21 protein-coding genes, 2 tRNA genes and 1 other RNA gene are annotated in these 16,275 nt (G+C 45.5%); 19 read left to right on the forward strand and 5 right to left on the reverse strand.

Features of this window, described 5'->3' with window-relative positions; genetic code table 11:
* The first annotated feature begins 2 nt into the window (after positions 1 to 2).
* The gene (locus CZ360_RS05845; protein WP_077533251.1) at positions 3 to 1,178 is read left to right on the forward strand and encodes an MFS transporter; all 1,176 of its coding nucleotides are present in this window, start codon (positions 3 to 5) and stop codon (positions 1,176 to 1,178) included.
* A gap of 163 nt (positions 1,179 to 1,341) precedes the next feature.
* On the opposite strand, the gene CZ360_RS05850 is transcribed toward CZ360_RS05845, so the two are convergent.
* Both CZ360_RS05850 and CZ360_RS05855 read right to left on the reverse strand, forming a co-directional pair.
* Positions 1,342 to 2,724: an MATE family efflux transporter gene (locus CZ360_RS05850; RefSeq protein ID WP_229408003.1), complete on the reverse strand. Its 1,383-nt coding sequence runs from the start codon at positions 2,722 to 2,724 to the stop codon at positions 1,342 to 1,344.
* 105 nt (positions 2,725 to 2,829) lie between these two features.
* Positions 2,830 to 3,066, reverse strand: coding sequence for an AbrB/MazE/SpoVT family DNA-binding domain-containing protein (locus CZ360_RS05855; protein ID WP_077533252.1), 237 nt, complete (start codon positions 3,064 to 3,066; stop codon positions 2,830 to 2,832).
* A 108-nt stretch (positions 3,067 to 3,174) separates the two neighbouring features.
* Here CZ360_RS05855 and CZ360_RS05860 point away from each other — a divergent pair, with 108 nt between their 5' ends.
* From CZ360_RS05860 to CZ360_RS05870, 3 genes are read left to right on the forward strand one after another with little or no spacing between them, the layout of a single operon-like run.
* Complete coding sequence (locus CZ360_RS05860) at positions 3,175 to 3,414, forward strand: helix-turn-helix domain-containing protein (RefSeq protein ID WP_077533253.1); 240 nt, start codon at positions 3,175 to 3,177, stop codon at positions 3,412 to 3,414.
* A gap of 8 nt (positions 3,415 to 3,422) precedes the next feature.
* Positions 3,423 to 3,641 carry a helix-turn-helix domain-containing protein gene (locus CZ360_RS05865; protein ID WP_267872677.1) on the forward strand — a complete coding sequence of 73 codons (219 nt, stop codon included), beginning with the start codon at positions 3,423 to 3,425 and terminating at the stop codon, positions 3,639 to 3,641.
* An 11-nt stretch (positions 3,642 to 3,652) separates the two neighbouring features.
* Positions 3,653 to 4,573 carry a hypothetical protein gene (locus CZ360_RS05870; RefSeq protein ID WP_077533255.1) on the forward strand — a complete coding sequence of 307 codons (921 nt, stop codon included), beginning with the start codon at positions 3,653 to 3,655 and terminating at the stop codon, positions 4,571 to 4,573.
* A 32-nt stretch (positions 4,574 to 4,605) separates the two neighbouring features.
* Here the strand turns inward: CZ360_RS05870 and CZ360_RS05875 are convergent, their stop codons facing one another.
* The 3 genes from CZ360_RS05875 to CZ360_RS05885 form a co-directional block, all read right to left on the reverse strand.
* Positions 4,606 to 5,391, reverse strand: a complete 786-nt coding sequence (locus CZ360_RS05875) for a tRNA threonylcarbamoyladenosine dehydratase (RefSeq protein ID WP_229408005.1) — start codon at positions 5,389 to 5,391, stop codon at positions 4,606 to 4,608.
* Between the two features lies 1 nt (position 5,392).
* Positions 5,393 to 5,584, reverse strand: a non-coding RNA gene (gene ssrS, locus CZ360_RS05880) — 6S RNA.
* 72 nt (positions 5,585 to 5,656) lie between these two features.
* Positions 5,657 to 5,962 carry a DUF1292 domain-containing protein gene (locus CZ360_RS05885; protein WP_077533257.1) on the reverse strand — a complete coding sequence of 102 codons (306 nt, stop codon included), beginning with the start codon at positions 5,960 to 5,962 and terminating at the stop codon, positions 5,657 to 5,659.
* Positions 5,963 to 7,352: 1,390 nt separating this feature from the next.
* Here CZ360_RS05885 and CZ360_RS05890 point away from each other — a divergent pair.
* The 15 genes from CZ360_RS05890 to CZ360_RS05960 all read left to right on the forward strand — a co-directional run bounded on the left by CZ360_RS05890 (position 7,353) and on the right by CZ360_RS05960 (position 16,261).
* Positions 7,353 to 7,428, forward strand: a tRNA-Ala gene (locus CZ360_RS05890).
* A 45-nt stretch (positions 7,429 to 7,473) separates the two neighbouring features.
* A tRNA-Ala gene (locus CZ360_RS05895) sits at positions 7,474 to 7,549 on the forward strand.
* 224 nt (positions 7,550 to 7,773) lie between these two features.
* Entirely contained in the window at positions 7,774 to 8,643 is an 870-nt protein-coding gene (locus CZ360_RS05900; protein ID WP_077533258.1) for a LysR family transcriptional regulator, read from the forward strand.
* Between the two features lie 133 nt (positions 8,644 to 8,776).
* Positions 8,777 to 9,121 carry a MerR family transcriptional regulator gene (locus CZ360_RS05905; RefSeq protein ID WP_159438133.1) on the forward strand — a complete coding sequence of 115 codons (345 nt, stop codon included), beginning with the start codon at positions 8,777 to 8,779 and terminating at the stop codon, positions 9,119 to 9,121.
* Between the two features lie 14 nt (positions 9,122 to 9,135).
* Complete coding sequence (locus CZ360_RS05910; RefSeq protein ID WP_077533260.1) at positions 9,136 to 9,876, forward strand: dihydrofolate reductase family protein; 741 nt, start codon at positions 9,136 to 9,138, stop codon at positions 9,874 to 9,876.
* Positions 9,877 to 9,884: 8 nt separating this feature from the next.
* Positions 9,885 to 10,679: an aldo/keto reductase gene (locus CZ360_RS05915; RefSeq protein ID WP_324612701.1), complete on the forward strand. Its 795-nt coding sequence runs from the start codon at positions 9,885 to 9,887 to the stop codon at positions 10,677 to 10,679.
* Between the two features lie 86 nt (positions 10,680 to 10,765).
* Entirely contained in the window at positions 10,766 to 11,092 is a 327-nt protein-coding gene (locus CZ360_RS05920; protein ID WP_077533261.1) for a carboxymuconolactone decarboxylase family protein, read from the forward strand.
* Positions 11,082 to 11,516 carry a cupin domain-containing protein gene (locus CZ360_RS05925; RefSeq protein WP_077533262.1) on the forward strand — a complete coding sequence of 145 codons (435 nt, stop codon included), beginning with the start codon at positions 11,082 to 11,084 and terminating at the stop codon, positions 11,514 to 11,516. Before CZ360_RS05920 ends, CZ360_RS05925 begins: the two co-directional genes overlap by 11 nt.
* Before the next feature lie 112 nt (positions 11,517 to 11,628).
* Entirely contained in the window at positions 11,629 to 12,552 is a 924-nt protein-coding gene (locus CZ360_RS05930) for an FAD:protein FMN transferase (RefSeq protein ID WP_159438135.1), read from the forward strand.
* A 14-nt stretch (positions 12,553 to 12,566) separates the two neighbouring features.
* The gene (locus CZ360_RS05935) at positions 12,567 to 12,911 is read left to right on the forward strand and encodes a NusG domain II-containing protein (protein WP_229408006.1); all 345 of its coding nucleotides are present in this window, start codon (positions 12,567 to 12,569) and stop codon (positions 12,909 to 12,911) included.
* 8 nt (positions 12,912 to 12,919) lie between these two features.
* Positions 12,920 to 13,420 carry a Gx transporter family protein gene (locus CZ360_RS05940; protein ID WP_077533265.1) on the forward strand — a complete coding sequence of 167 codons (501 nt, stop codon included), beginning with the start codon at positions 12,920 to 12,922 and terminating at the stop codon, positions 13,418 to 13,420.
* A 4-nt stretch (positions 13,421 to 13,424) separates the two neighbouring features.
* Entirely contained in the window at positions 13,425 to 14,084 is a 660-nt protein-coding gene (locus CZ360_RS05945; protein WP_077533780.1) for a flavodoxin, read from the forward strand.
* Between the two features lie 2 nt (positions 14,085 to 14,086).
* Positions 14,087 to 14,842, forward strand: coding sequence for a flavodoxin (locus CZ360_RS05950; protein WP_077533266.1), 756 nt, complete (start codon positions 14,087 to 14,089; stop codon positions 14,840 to 14,842).
* A 19-nt stretch (positions 14,843 to 14,861) separates the two neighbouring features.
* The gene (locus CZ360_RS05955) at positions 14,862 to 15,539 is read left to right on the forward strand and encodes a DUF4405 domain-containing protein (protein WP_205411108.1); all 678 of its coding nucleotides are present in this window, start codon (positions 14,862 to 14,864) and stop codon (positions 15,537 to 15,539) included.
* Positions 15,536 to 16,261, forward strand: a complete 726-nt coding sequence (locus tag CZ360_RS05960; RefSeq protein WP_077533267.1) for a flavodoxin — start codon at positions 15,536 to 15,538, stop codon at positions 16,259 to 16,261. Before CZ360_RS05955 ends, CZ360_RS05960 begins: the two co-directional genes overlap by 4 nt.
* Positions 16,262 to 16,275 lie beyond the last annotated feature (14 nt).

Below are 16,275 nucleotides of genomic sequence, written 5' to 3' on the forward strand. Positions count from 1 at the left end.
GTATGGTGTTTTTATTAGTACTAATTTATATTTCCTTTATCAGCCTGGGACTGCCGGATTCGCTGCTGGGAAGCGCCTGGCCTGTGATGCGGATTGATTTGGGTGCAGATCTTTCTTTGGCCGGGATTATTTCCATGATTGTAGCAGGCGGAACGGTGGTATCCAGCTTTTTGAGTGCGCGGCTGATTTCCCGGTTTGGAACTGCAAAGGTGACGGCGGTCAGCGTGGCGATGACCGGCCTCGCACTGGTTGGATTTGGGCTTGTCCCGTCCTTTTGGATGCTCTGCCTGCTGGCTGTCCCTCTCGGGCTTGGCGCTGGTGCGGTTGATTCTGCGCTGAATAATTTTGTGGCGCTTCATTATAAAGCGATGCACATGAACTGGCTGCACTGCTTCTGGGGAATCGGCGCGACAGCCGGCCCGGTGATTATGTCGTTGTGGCTGGCACAATCGGACAACTGGCGGGGAGGCTATCTGACCATTGCCGTGATCCAGTGTGTGCTGTCTCTGGTGCTGTTCCTTACCCTTCCGGCCTGGAAAAAGGCACAGGAGGAGAAAAGCGGCACACCGGAAGAAAAGCCGATTCGGGTGCTGGGTCTGCGGGAAGTGGTAAGAATGCCGCTTGCCAAGCCTACCTTTATCTCTCTGTTCTGTTATTGTGCAATGGAGCTGACAGTTGGGCTGTGGGGCGCGAGCTTTGCGACAGAGCTTTTCCATGTGACTGCTGATGTAGCGGCGGCCTGGGCCTCGCTGTTCTATCTGGGGCTGACCATTGGGCGCGCGGCGGCGGGATTTATCTCTATCAAGCTCAATAACCTCCAGATGATCCGTCTGGGGCAGACTATCACGCTGGCCGGTGTTCTCCTGCTGTTTGTACCGGTAGGTGTCTGGCGCGTTCCGGCTGCGATTTTCCTGGCCGGGTTAGGCTGCGCACCAATCTATCCGGCGCTGCTTCACCAGACGCCAAAAACCTTTGGCGAGTCAAACTCTCAGTCTATGATGGGAATCCAAATGGCAAGCGCCTATGTTGGCTCTACCCTGATGCCGCCGGTATTCGGGCTTGTGTCCAAATGGCTTGGGCTTTCCTTTTTCCCGGTCTATTTAGGGCTTCTGCTGATACTGATGATCTTCTGTACCGAATGGATCAAACACCGTTATGAAAAACGAATACAGGAATAATACATAGATGGCAAAAGTCGTCTGAGGAGCTGGCTCCTCAGACGACTTTTTACGGTGTCTTTTTATTTAATATAGTTGCTTTTGATTCCTGTTCTGGTGGAATAAAAGCTGATTTGGCAGACAAAACACGCTTCTCACAATCAGCGGCTGAAGGGCCGAATCATTAAATAAGCTGGTGCTTTGTCCATTTTCCGCTCTTGAACCGGATGAGGAATACAACGCTGCGCACGCCCCACTCCAACAGCATGGCGCACCATACGCCGGTAATCCCAAACGGGAGGATAATTCCGAATACATAACCGAGGACAACCCGGAACAGCCACATCGAGCACATAGAGGCGATCGAGGTAAACTTGGAATCGCCCGCCGCACGCAGAGCGTTCGGGAGGACAAAGCTGGTCGACCACATCAATGGGTTTGCTGCCGCAGTAAAGATCATGATCCGGTAAATCACCGGAACAATTTCCTCAGGCGGGGAGAACAGGGAAATTAAAACCGGCAGGAGCGGATAGATGATGAGCTGCATGACAAGAAACGCGGCACAGCTTACCCCTACCAGCGATTTTGAGAATTTTTTCGCATCATCCGGGTCCTTGTGTCCCATGCACTGCCCGACTACTGTGACAGTTGTCAGTCCCAGCGCGTTTCCGGTAATTTGGGTGAGCGGGGTAAGGGAGTTACAGATGGCATAGGTGGTCATGGAATAGGTTCCAAGCTGGACGACAAAGGTCTGGGTCAGCAGCTTTCCGCCGTTAAAAAACATCTGCTCCGCCGCGAAGGGGATCCCGACTGTCATGACCCGCTTGATGATCTGAAAATCAAAGCGGAGCAGGTCTTTCCATTCCAATGCAAAGGAATGGTTCAGCCGCAGAAGGTAAAGCAGGGAACAGCCCATTCCCAGCAGACGGGAAAGATTGAGGGAAATCGACAGCCCTAAAACACCCATGTCCAACAGGGTAACAAAGAAAAAATTCATCAGGACATAGGAAATGTTGGTAATCATAGAAATCGCAAGGGAGCTCTTGGTGTCGGAAGCACCCCGAAGCGCTCCGCAGACCGCCTGATAAACCGCAAAGCTGGGATAGGATATGTAGCTCGCGATCATATAAATCCGCGCGTTGTCCAGCACCTCCTGCTCTGCTGCGCCGAATAAAAAGGTGAGCATCGGCCCATGCAGGATCAGGAGTACGACCGCCAGCCCCGTTGCCAGACAGGTGACGGACAAAAGCGCCTGCGCAGCCGCCTTGGACATCATCATATGGTCGTGGTTTCCTTTGTACTGCGCCACAATTACTGTGCCGCCGGTTGCCACCGCGACAAAAACGTTTAATAGAAACAGGTTCAGCGAATCCACCATGCTGACCGCGCTGACCGCCGCCACACCGGACGAGCTGACCATCGCCGTATTGAGCATGTTCAGGCTGATGATAAACGCCTGGTCAACCCAAAGCGGAAGGAAAATCGCAAAAATCTGTTTATAGCTCATGGTTCGGCCGCTGAGAATCCGGGTGAAAAAGGAATCGCAGCGGCTTCTTATGTTCGCCACAAAGAACAGCTCCTTTGATGTTCTCAAGATGGTTTGTTAAGAATCGGTAAAGTTTCCTCTTTCATTCTACCACACTCAATGGAAAAAGCAAGTGCGCGGCGGCGATTAATTCATTTTCATTTCTTTTAGCCCTTCGAGGCAGTCCCGGCAGACTAGTTTTCCTTTATAAGCAATCAGGCTTTTCTCTGAGGAGCAAAAAAGGCAGCAGCCCTCCCAATGTTTCAGAACGATAGCATCGGGACGCTGTTCAAACACTAATTTATTTTTGCGATGCAAACCGAGATATTCGCGCAGGTAAGCCGGAATCACAATACGCCCGATATCATCCATTTTCATTTTCATATCATCTCTTTCGTAACTAATTGTTTACATTATAATTCTAATACAGAATTATTTCAAGAGATGTGAGAAATATAATTCAGATAAAGAATTATATTGGGAGAGAATGATATGAGACCTCGTATCGCAGAATTGGGTGACAAGAACTGTATTGGTGCGACTGTTACAAAGTTGAGAAAGCTCCATCGAATGACGCAAAAAGAATTAATGGCCAGAATGCAATCGAGAGGAATAGATATTAATTATACAAGTTTATCAAAATTGGAAGGCCAAACAAGAATCGCAACAGATAAAGAAGTTTTTGTAATTGCAGAGATATTTCAGGTAGATATGAAGGATTTATTTAAATAACTGTGAATATGACATATGAGAAGAAAGTAGGCAAACGGATTCGGGAATTGCGCTTAGAGATGAATTTGACACAAGAGCAATTGGCAGCGAAACTGCAAGTAAAGGGCTGTGATGTGACGAGAAGCGCACTTGCAAAAATCGAAGTGGGCCAGAGACATCTTTATATTGATGAGCTGAAAGCATTGAAGGAAATTTTATGTGTTGATTTTAGTGACATTGTTTTATAAGAGGAATCGCTATGAAAAAGAGATTGTTCGCCATCTTTACCTGCCTGACGGTGGCGCTTGCGCTGATGCCGGTTCCGGTGTCCGCGGACATGGGGCCGAAAGCGGCGACATGGGTTTACTTTGACGGACTTCAGGAAGAAATCTATTATGTAACCCTGTTGTCGAGAGAGGAATCCACGGGGCCTTATTCTGTGAGCGACGAGCCGATCGACGAGGAGAGCTGCCTGCTGGCGGACATACAAAATCCGGCCTTGGGGAAGCGGGCGTGGGAGGCTTTCCGGAACTATCAGGACAAGGACGGTTTTTATTTCATCGAATATTTTGAGAAAATGGGGTGGAAATCTGATCAAACGGAGACAGAGATTTTTTCCTGGATTTATTATCCGCCGGACGAATTCAAAATTTTGCTTTACTTCCCGGAGTATGACGCCTTTGCAGTGAGCGGGATTGAGAAGCGGTATGCGTTTCACAGCGATTATACTGTGGACGGAAGCGAGCTTGACTTTTCCTCTGCTCAGGAGCTTTCGGTCACAGCGCAGAAAAGCTACAGCTATACCGGGGAGATCCTGTCACTTTTGCTGCGGATCGTGCTGACAATCGGGGTGGAGCTTCTGATTGCGCTGCCGTTTGGACTGCGGCGGAAAAACCTTTTGCTGTTTATCACCCTTATAAATGTGATAACGCAGGTGATCCTGAACGTATTGCTCAACCTGAGCATCTATTTTGGCGGGGGATGGCTGCTGGGAATCCAGTATTTTGTCCTGGAATGGATCGTTTTTGCAGTAGAAGCAGCTGCTTATCTTCTTTACTTCAGCCGGGCAAAGGGTGTTTCAGTGAAACGATGGATTGCGCCGGTTTATGCGCTGACAGCCAATGCGGCCTCCTTTGCGCTCGGAATGCTGTTGATTTATCTGAATTTGGGCTTTATTTAAAAAGCGCCTGCGGCAATTGCCGCAGGCGCTTTCTATTTGACGGTTTTTTCCATCCCAAGCAGTGACCGGACGACATATCCCGCGAGCAGGTATCCGGCGGCCGGGGGCGTGTAGCCGATGCTTGCCGGCGCATGCCGCCCGAATTCCGGCTCGCCCACGAAGCCGATTTTTTGCGGCTGCTCAGTAGAGAACAGGACGGGCTGTTTTGGAACGCCGCGCTTTTTGAGCTCCCGGCGGATCACTTTGGCGAGGTTGTCACCGCTCCCGGCAGTGTCGGCGATATCGCCGATTGTAAACTGCGACGGGTCAAGCCGGTTGCCTGTCCCCATGCAGGAAATCAGGGGAATGCCGCGATGAAAACAGGTTTCCATCAGGTCTAGCTTTGCTGTGACCGTATCAATTGCGTCCACCACAAAGTCCGGATTCTGTGAAAAGAGGATATCCCGGTTCTCCGGCAGATAGAATTCGGTCAGAGTAATGAGCTTGCAGTCCGGGCTGACAGAGGAAAGCCGCGCTTTGGCGGCCTGCGTTTTTTCCAGCCCAACCGTGTCCAGCGTAGCGAAAAGCTGGCGGTTGAGGTTTGAGAGGGAAACAGTGTCACGGTCAATCAAAATCAGCGTGCCGATTCCACTGCGGCAGAGCGCTTCCGCACATGCGCCGCCCACGCCGCCCAGCCCCAGCACCGCAACGCGTGCGTCAGAAAGCCTGAGGCAGTTCTCCTCCCCGATCAGCGCCTTGGTGCGCGTCAGCCATTCCGGCATAATCAATTCTCCCTTCCATAACAAAAGAGCCAGGACACAAGTCCTGGCTCTGAGCATTCTTTTGTCCGCCTTGCCGTCGCACAGTTGATAAAAACCCGCAAATATTGCAGGTGGGTTGCCTCCTTCTGACTACCATGCTCCCTTCGTCCGCCAAAAGGCGGGAGGTCTGCAATCCGTCGAAGAGTCCGGCTCCCGATTATCAAAGTGTTGGATTATTATAATCTGTGCTAACGAGTCAAGGCAGATAGCTTGCACACAAAAGACGGAACTTTGATTCCGCATCAATATTATATCATAATATTAAAAAAATACAAGCCAGCAATTATTCCCAATCCATTTCCTCATCAAATAGGGTTAAAAAGAGTTCGCCGATCCGTTCGTATTCCTCGTCGTTGTCAATGCTGGCGAGGGTTTCTTCTCCGTTTTCATCCTCTTCTACCCGCAGCACTACAAACTGTCCGTCTGCTGCAAGCGCCTGAGCAGGATCGTCATAATGAGGCGCAAGCGCACGGTATTCAACGCCGTCCTCTTCTAATGAGCCGAGGAGCTCGAACTCGGTCTGCGTGCCCTCTTCATCCACAAGCGTGAGATAGGTAGGGGTTTCATTTGGGTTTACATATTCGTCCATATATATCGTCCTTTCGGAGCTGGTTACAGCATCATAAAAGAAACGCGGCCAATTTTTGACCGCCTACAATAATCATTATACCCTCTTTTAATGGAAATTGCAATAGGCAAAGTGTTTAGATATTATTCATATAAAATTAATTTATTTTACGAAAATTATGTTGACAATTTATAATTATTCGGTTATAATAAAGACAACAAAAGGAAAAGAAAAACCGGAAAGAACCGGATGGAGGTTTTCTTGGCTGGTGAGGAAGACGCAGTATGAAATGCTGAGAGTCAAAAACAAAAGCTAGCTGGAAAATGAAATCATAGGGGAATGTTCCGAAAGTATTTTCCGTAAGAAAGGGAGGCGTTTCCAATGGATTTTGAACCATTTTCAAATGAGTTAGAGGAAAGGCCTGCAGGCTGCAGATAACGCTGTGAAATCGAAACAAGGCCGATCGCTGAATTTTTCCGTACCACCGAAAAGGTAAATCCGGGAAGCTGCGGGGCTAAAACAAGAGTGTATGAACGAAGAACCATGGCGGAATAACAAAACAGCTTGGCAAAAAGGTTTTTTCCTTTGACAAGAATAGCTTGAAGAAACGAGGAAAATTCCGATGCACTGATGAAATCTTCTGAGATAACCGTTGAGTGAAAAAGGAAGAAGTGGTTTGTAATGTTTTGCAAACACCAGGTAATCAGAGAAATTTAATCGGACGGGAGTGAGACCACCGAAATAGCTAGTCTTACGGTGAAACTTGATTGCAGGGAAGCCGGCTGTGCAAACAGATGAAAAGCAATCAAAATAGGATTCCGAGTCTTTTTAGTGTCATAAAAGCAGTAAAAAGGAAAATCGATCAGCAAGCAAATCGCAAAATCATCTCAATAACAGGTTGAAGATGTTGCAAATGCAATGACCCTCGATCATGGATTTTGAATGATAGCTAAATGAACATTTCTAGAAGAATTTCAAAAGGTCAGGAACTGTATCCTGATGGTTTCCGGCACAGAATGAGATTTTGATTCGAATAATAGAGGCAAAGCGAAAAGAAAAAAATTAATAGTATAATTATAAAGACTGTTGTAAGACAGAGTATTTTCGTAATGGCCTAAGGTTAGGAACAGAAGCTTTCGCTGGAAGGAGTAAGCAGGTACAGGAAAAAGAAATCGGAAATGTGATAGATTGATTTGTAACATGCTGAAATCTGAAGTAAAGGAAACCGAATTAATTGAATAGTGAAATTATATACTAGCACACATCTTTTTAAAAGCAAGAATTTGCGGAAAAGATGTGTGCTAGTACTTTACAAGAAGATTTTTTTGTGATATAATAATTATCGTCTCGTGGGAGGCTTGACTGTTGATTTATCTAAAATGAGGCAGCGGGCTTATCGCTTGTTTTGTTTGGGGGCGTAGCTCACCTGGGAGAGCGCTTGAATGGCATTCAAGAGGTAGTCGGTTCGATCCCGATCGTCTCCACCAACTGAATAGAATACGGCAGGATTCGTTTGGGTTCTGTCGGATTATGGGGGCGTAGCTCACCCGGGAGAGCGATACGTTCGCAACGTATAGGTAGTCGGTTCGAGTCCGATCGTCTCCACCACAACAAATAAATCCGAACCTTGTGCCGGTTGGCAATGGGTTCGGGTTTGTTGTTTTTCTGGATAAAATGAAAATGTGGTAATACAAAAATGAGAGGACTGCTATACTTGACAGCCCTCTCATTTTTGTATGGTTAGATATATGCCTATAATCTATAGATTTGATAGATTGTTGAATTCTAGGCATACTTCTGCTATAATGAAAACTATAATAGGAGGGTGTGCCATGGAACTTCGTGTATTACAGTATTTTTTAACGATTGTACGAGAAGAAAACATCTCACGAGCGGCTGGTATTCTCCATATTACGCAGCCAACATTAAGCCGACAAATGGCACAGTTGGAAGAAGAATTAGGCGTACAGCTCTTTATAAGAGGCAGACATTTATCTTTAACCGACGCAGGCGTTATGCTTCGCCGCCGTGCCGAGGAAGTTGCTCTGCTAATTGACAAAATTGAAAGCGAGTTTGAAGAACAAAGTGATTTAAGCGGTGTTATTTCTATCGGAAGCGGTGGATTGACTGCTTCGCAAATTCTCCCCTCTGTAATGCAGTCTTTTCGTGAAAAATATCCACGAGTACAGTTTCAGTTTTATACGAACAGTGCTGATTATGTGAAAGAACGGTTGGAACAAGGACTTTTAGATTTCGGGCTTTTACTTGAACCGATAGATGTTACCAAGTTTGATTATATTCGTATGGCTGAAAAAGAAAAATGGGGACTTTTAATCCGTTCAGATCACCCGCTTGCTAAAAAAGAATGTATCACAAAAGATGATTTGCTTTCCATTCCTATTATTACGACAGATCGGCTACCGCTGCAAAAAGAAATGGAGCACTGGCTCGGCGCACCTCTTTCATCACTGGATATTTTTGCTACTTACAATATCATCACGAATGTGGCTATGCTGGTTGACAGCGGTGTGGCTTCGGCCTTGACAATAGAGGGGGCGGTTAATTTATTTGCAAACGAAAAAATGGTATTCAAACCTTTATACCCGGAGCTTTCAATGACTTCCGTGCTTGCGTGGAAGAAATTTCAACCGAACTTTGGAGCAGCCGGCAAGTTTTTAGAGCATTTTAAAAGTATGCTCTAATTGCATACTTTTGTATATAACATAAGTATTGGATATATAAACGGAAACGAACTAAAATATAAGTGTAATCGGAACGCAAATGCGAATCCGGCGGCACTTATATTTTTTTGTTTATATAGACAGGAGGCAGATTATGACATTGAATGACGCCGCTAAAAAATTTGATTTTCCTTTGGAAACACTGAAAAAATATATATCTTTGGGGTTTATCAGAGAAAATTCAAATACAGACGGTACGGCGCAATATAAAGATTCGGATTTTGAGCGTTTAGGACTTATTGATACATTGATTCAGTCGGGTTTTACACCGGAGGAAACAAAAAAGTATTTGGCACTTACCGAAAATATGGGGGCTGATGAAACACAAATCCGTATGCTCAAAAAACAGCGACGCTCTCTGCTCGACGACATTCATAAAAAGCAGCAGCTTCTTGACAATCTCGACTATATGATTTGGCACAAGAGCAGCAAGGCGTAAAAGGAGGCGTTTTAATGAACAGACCATATATTATTTGCCATATGTCCGTTTCGATTGACGGAAAAATCACAGGAGAATATACCGATTCTTCTGTGGCAGATAAGGCTTATAAAGACTACGAGAATATTAATCGTTTTTATTCCCCGCAGGCTTGGGTAAACGGACGGATTACCGTTGATGAAAACTTTACCTTTTATAAAAAACCAAACTTGAAAAATCACTCCGAGCCAATCACTTATACTGATTTTCTTGCTATTCAAGACGCAGAAAATTATATTGTCGCCGTTGACCCGTGCGGTAAATTAGGCTGGGAGAAAAATTATATAGAATATGCCGGACGGCCCCAAGCGTTTGTAATCGAGGTGCTCACCGAAAAAGTATCAACCGACTATCTGGCGTTTTTGAGAGAAAAGCAGATTTCTTATGTTTTTGCCGGTAAGGATAAAATCGACTGTATGCTGCTCGTTCAAAAATTGAAAGAGCTGTTCCATATCGACACCTTAAAGGTATCGGGCGGCGGCGTACTAAACTGGTCTTTTGCACAAGCAGGATTGATCGACGAAATCAGCGTAGTGATCGCACCTGTTGCTGACGGTAATTCCAACACCCCAACATTGTTTGAACGGCTTGATTCTCCATTTGGGCAAAATATCGAATTCAAAGTGAAAAGTGCAGAAATTACAGAAAACGGTTGTGTGTGGCTCAGGTATGTTTCAACTGCAAACGAGGTCGCTATCTCACAAAGAAAGGATTGAAAATCACAATGTTAAATGAAACTTATGTATTGAGCAATGGTGTTCGTATTCCGAGGCTCGGACTTGGAACTTGGTTTATTGACAATGACAAAGCTGCCGAAGCGGTCAAGCAGGCAGTAACTGTTGGGTACCGCCATATTGATACCGCACAGGCCTACGGCAATGAAGCGGGCATTGGAATCGGTGTGAGAAATTGCGGTGTTCCACGGGAGCAAATTTTTATCACAAGTAAAGTAGCAGCAGAACATAAATCCTATGAAACTGCCACCAAATCCATAGACGAAACTCTTAACACAATGGGACTTTCCTATCTGGATATGATGATTATTCACAGCCCGCAGCCGTGGGCAGAGGTCAATCAATCGGAGAACCGCTATTTTGAAGAAAATCGTCAGGTCTGGAAAGCGTTAGAGGACGCACTCTCTGCCGGAAAGGTACGGGCGATCGGCGTATCGAATTTTTTACAAGAAGATATTGAGAGCCTTTTGGAAGCGGTAAGCGTAAAGCCTATGGTAAATCAAGTGCTTTGCCATATTTCCAACACTCCGTTTTCACTGATTGATTACTGCCAAAGGAATGGAATCGCAGTAGAAGCCTACTCGCCCGTTGCTCACGGAGAAGCCTTGAAAAATGCAAAAATGAAAGAACTGGCAGAAAAATATGGTGTGACAGTTCCGCAGCTTTGTATTCGATATGACATTCAGCTCGGCACAATCGTCATTCCCAAAACTGCGAACCCCACCATATGCGTACAAACGCAGAACTTGATTTTGTCATTTCAGATGATGATATGGAAATCTTAAAGGCAATTCCACGAATTAAAGATTACGGTGAACACAGCCGTTTTCCCGTATTCGGCGGCAAAAAATAGACAGGAGGAAACAGAGAAATGGAAAAACAAACAGCCGGAAGAAAACAGTTAGGCAGCTTTGCACCGAAATTCGCAGAACTTAACGATGATGTTCTGTTCGGCGAGGTTTGGTCAAGAGAAACCGAATTGTCCCCTCGAGATCGCAGTTTGATTACCGTCAGCATTTTAATGGCAAAAGGCATTTTTGACAATTCGCTGAAAGTTCATATTACAAATGCAAAAAAACACGGAATCAGTGCGGAGAAAATGGCAGAAATTTTAACTCACGCAGCTTTTTATGCAGGCTGGCCCAACGCTTGGGCTGCGTTCAGACTTGCAAAGGAGGTCTATAACGATGAAGTATAACAACATATCGGATTTTGAAACAGCAGATATTTTTGGTGTCGGAATGCCGAATGAAGCGTTTGCACAGTTTTTTGTCGGGGATTCCTTTCTAAAACCGCTTACCGATAAAAATTGTTCTCTCCACATCTCGAATGTAACCTTTTCTCCTGCTTGCCGGAATAATTGGCACATTCATAACGCTGCAAAAAACGGAGGACAGATTTTAATCTGTACCACAGGTGAGGGCTGGTATCAAGAGGACGGAAAAGAAGCCGTAAGTTTGACGCCCGGAACGATTATACAAATTCCCGCAGGCGTGAAACATTGGCACGGTGCGAAAAAAGATAGTTGGTTCAGTCACATTGCAATCGCCGTTCCCGGAGAAAATGAATCCACAAAGTGGCTTGAGCCTGTCGAGGACGAAGCCTATGAAGCTCTTTCATAAAATGACAGCGATAATACTTGCCCTTTCAACTTGTCTTTTAAGTGCCTGTTCCGATCAGAGTAATCATACGGCCCGATACCGTGATAATCCAATTACAAGAAATGTTTTTGCGATGAATACCTACAACACCTTTACGGTTTATGACGATATATCGGGTGATGTTTTAGAATCTGCGGAAAATCAGCTCAAAGCCCTTGAAAGCCTTTGGTCGGTGACCGATGAGCAGAGCGAAATTTATGCAATCAATCACGGCGGAGGCCAAAGCATTACCGTCAGCGACAGAACCGCAGAACTTTTACGGTTTTCGCTTGAAATGGCAAAACGAACAGACGGGAACCTTGACATTACCACTTATCCCCTTTTAACCGCTTGGGGATTTACAACGGACAATAAGCAAGTTCCGACCGATGAACAGATTGCCGCGCTTATGCAGTATGTGGGCTATGATAAAATTTTCCTTTCTGAAAACACCGTTACGCTTTTACCCGGAATGGAAATAGACCTCGGTGCGGTTGCCAAAGGCTATGCCTGCGACCTCGTAGCAGAAAACTTGCAGGCAAACGGTGTCACCTCTGCTATTGTCAGCTTGGGTGGCAATATCCGGGTAATCGGCTCAAAGCCGGACGGCAGCGATTGGAAAATCTCCGTAGAACACCCCGAAAACAGAAATTCGTTGGGTTTGCTTTCTTTGTCTGATGTAAGCGTTGTAACCTCCGGGGCATATGAACGATATTTTGAGGACGAAAGCGGTAAACGATACGGACATATTCTTGACCCGTCAACGGGTAAACCCGCACAGAGCGGTCTTGCTTCGGTAACGGTAGTAGGAAAAGAAAGCAAGGTTTGTGACGCTCTTGCTACGGCATTTTTTGTAATGGGCTTGCCCGCAGCGGAAGAATATTTTAGAGAGTACGGCGATATTGATTTTCTTTTGCTGACAGAAAACGGCGAAATTTATTTGACGAATGGGTTAAAAGACAAGTTCACTCTTTCTGAAGCCTATAAAAATATGGTTGTGAATGTGATCGGACAATGAAACGGATAAAGATATTGCTAATTACAGCAGCGGCGATTTTTGTTCTCTCACTTGCGTTTTGCTTTTGGATAATACGCCCTGCACAAACAAACACGGTGGAAATCGTGCAGGACGGAACGACATTGTATCGTTTTGACTTGAACAATACAGAAAATCAACAGATTGAGATTTCTTATAACGGGAAAGTAAATACCGTTTTAATTGAAAACGGCAAAATCTGTATCACAAATGCTGACTGCCCGGACAATACCTGCGTACATATGGGCTGGCTTACAGCAGAGGGCTTGCCGATTGTCTGTCTGCCAAACCGTCTTGTGATACAGTACATACAAAGCGGCGAGGCGGATGCCGCAGGGTGAGGTGCGATATGAAAGCGAAAAAAATAACGGAGCTTGCATTGCTCTCGACCATAGCGCTGACAATTTTTATTGTTGAACTTCGGATTCCAAATCCGATTCCCATTCCGGGAGTAAAACTCGGTCTTGCCAATATCATAACGGTATATGCAGTTTACCGCTATTCGCCCAAGGAAACATTTTTGATTATACTGACACGCATTTTACTTGGCGCTTTTTTCAGCGGAAATGCGATGTCTTTACTATACAGTATTGTGGGAGGGTTGTTTTGCTTTGCAGGTATGCTCGTTCTTCACCGTTTGCTCCCGCAAAAGTGGATATGGCTTTGCAGCGTATTCGGGGCAATCTTCCATAACATCGGACAAATAATCGTTGCCGTGATAATTGCCGGATTTGGTATGTTGAGTTTTCTTCCGTTTTTATTGTTTTCCGGCTGTCTTGCGGGAGCATTTACGGGCGGCTGTACGCAGCTGATACTGAACAGAAATTTTTTAAGAAAGGTGGAGGGATAATGTGATGAAGCGGATAGTTACAGGTGTATTTATACTTTTTCTTGTGGGTTTATGTACGGCCTGCGGAAACAATGTTTTACAAAATTCAAAAACAGATTCCGAAAACCCGCAAAGCGATACACAGATAGAAGCCGATGAAGCTGCTTCTAATGAAGAAAGCGAGGCGCAGGAAATTGTAGAGAAAAAAGAGTTTTTAATTGCCTATTTTTCACGGACAGGCAATACAAAAGAGCTTGCCGAGGAAATCAGTTCACAAACTGGCGGTGAGTTGTTCGAGATAGTGCCGACAGAACCTTATCCGGCTGATTATGACGAAACCGTTGAGCGATTCCGCAGAGAGCGTGATGAAAATGCCCGCCCGACTATCGCAAACAGCGTCAAGGATATGGCTCACTATGATGTGATTTTCATAGGTTTCCCAAATTGGGGCGACGATATGCCGCATATTGTCTATACCTTTTTAGAGCAATACGATTTTACGGGAAAGACGATTGTTCCGTTCTGCACCAATGGGGGCGGCGGGTTTGGAAACAGTATTGAAGGTCTTAGCCGTACCTGTCCGAACTCAAAAATATTCGAGGGCTTTGAGTGCAGCGGAAACCGGGTACAAAGCGAAAACGGCAATATTGCCGAATGGCTCGGCTCTCTTGGATTGGAGGAATAGAGATGAAAAGGTTAATCAGTATATTTCTAACGCTTTGCTTGTTGCTTGGGATAACGGCCTGTTCTGCTCCACAGCCGTCCAAAGAAATCAGCAGCGCAAACGGGAGCAATTCAGAATTGGAAAGTGATTCGACAGATAGTGCTGATTCATCGGCAGATGTTGAAGAATCCACGCTCACCCAGCCGGAGGGAAGCGCCCCTCAAAGCAATATTTTGATCGCTTATTTCACTTGGGCGGAAAATACTTCGGTCGCTGATCCCGATTCGGTTGATGTGGACGCCATTACCTCGGCCAGCGTACTTATGCCCGGAAATGTGGGACTGCTTGCCCAATGGATTGAAGAAGAAACAGGCGGCGACAAATTTTCAATCATCACCGAAGAACCATATTCCAGCGATTATGATACCTGTTTGAATCGGGCAATCGAGGAACACGATGATAATGCCCGCCCTGCTATACAAGGGAATATCGAAAATATGGGCGATTACGATATTGTCTTTTTGGGATTTCCAAATTGGTGGTATTCCTGCCCTATGGCGATTCTTACCTTTATCGAGAAATACGATTTGTCCGGCAAGACAATTATTCCATTTTGTTCCCACGGCACAGGTGGATTTGCCGCCAGCTTACGGGATATTGGAAATGTTCTGCCCGATGATTGTACTGTTTTAGAAGAATTCGGCGCATACCGCCCGGAGGTGGCACAGTCAAAAGACGAGCTGCTGGCTTGGCTTGCCGAGCTTGATATTGCGTATTAAAGCGAAAGGAGGAAGAAAAGTGAAACCAAAACAAATTTTCAAAATATCGGTTGATGTTTTAATGACCGTATTGTTTCTTGCGCAAATGGCATACCACATTACAGGAAACAGCCTGCACGAATGGCTCGGGACAATCCTTTTTGCTCTTTTCGTTCTGCACCATATGCTGAATCTGAATTGGTACAAAACGCTGTTCAAGGGCAAATATTCAGCCGTTAGAATTTTAATAACAACCATAAATGTGCTTTTATTTGCAGCAATGGTTGGAATGATGATAAGCGGCATAATGCTTTCCCGTGAAGTGTTCGCCTTTTTGAATTTGAGAGCCGGAATGTTTGGACGCAGATTACATATGATTTCGACCTCTTGGGGCTACCTGTTAATGTCGGCGCATATCGGCCTGCATTTTGGAATGATCGCCGGAATATTCAAAAAGAAAATCAAGTTCCGAAATAAATGGCTCGGTATGGCAGGAAGAATATCCGCTGCCCTACTATCCGCTTACGGTATTTACGCATTTATTACAAGACAGCTTGCAGATCGAATGTTTTTGCTAATGGAATATGCGTTTTTCGATTATGAAGAACCTGCCCTGTTCTTTTTCGGGGATTATCTCTGCATTTTGATTTTGTTTGCTGCCCTTGCCTTTACCTTATCCAAAATATTAAAACCAAGAAAAAGGAGTGAACTCAAATGAAACGAATCACAGCCCTTTGTTTATCTGTATTATTGCTGTTGTCACTTGCGGCCTGTTCGGGCGGCGGGCAGGAGAATCCTGTAAACTCAGACAGCACCCCGCAGACCTCATCATCCGAACAAGAAAACTCAGAACAGGAGGAAACTGATACTATGCAATCATCCGGGCAGCCAACAGCCAATGAAGAAACAACCGGAGGGAAAACACTGATCGCTTATTTTTCACTGATTGATATTGTGCCGGAGGGAGCTGACGCTTCGGCTCACGCTACACCGTCAATCGGTAACACAGAATCGGCGGCAATGGAAATTCAGCGGCAGGTGGGCGGCGATCTGTTTGCAATAAAAACCGTGCAAACCTATCCCGTCAGCCATAGAGAAGCGTCAGCCATTGCAGAAGAAGAAATGCGCTCGGACGCCCGCCCCGAACTCTCCACCCATTTAGACAATATGGACGAATACGATACCGTTTATATCGGTTATCCCATATGGTGGTACATCGAACCAATGGCGATCCGCACATTCCTTGATGAATACGATTTTTCGGGCAAAACCATTATTCCGTTTTGTACCACAATGGGAGCGGGTGTTGAGGAAAGCGTAGAAAATATCACTTCTCTTGCAGACGGTGCAACTGTTTTAGACGGCGTTACGCTTCGTACCGGGCGTGAAGATAACAGCGAAGATATATCCGAATGGCTTTCGGATATTGGAATAAAATAAAAAGGAGATTTTGA

The sequence above is a fragment of the Massiliimalia massiliensis genome, from assembly GCF_900155615.1.
GTDB lineage: Bacteria > Bacillota > Clostridia > Oscillospirales > Ruminococcaceae > Massiliimalia > Massiliimalia massiliensis.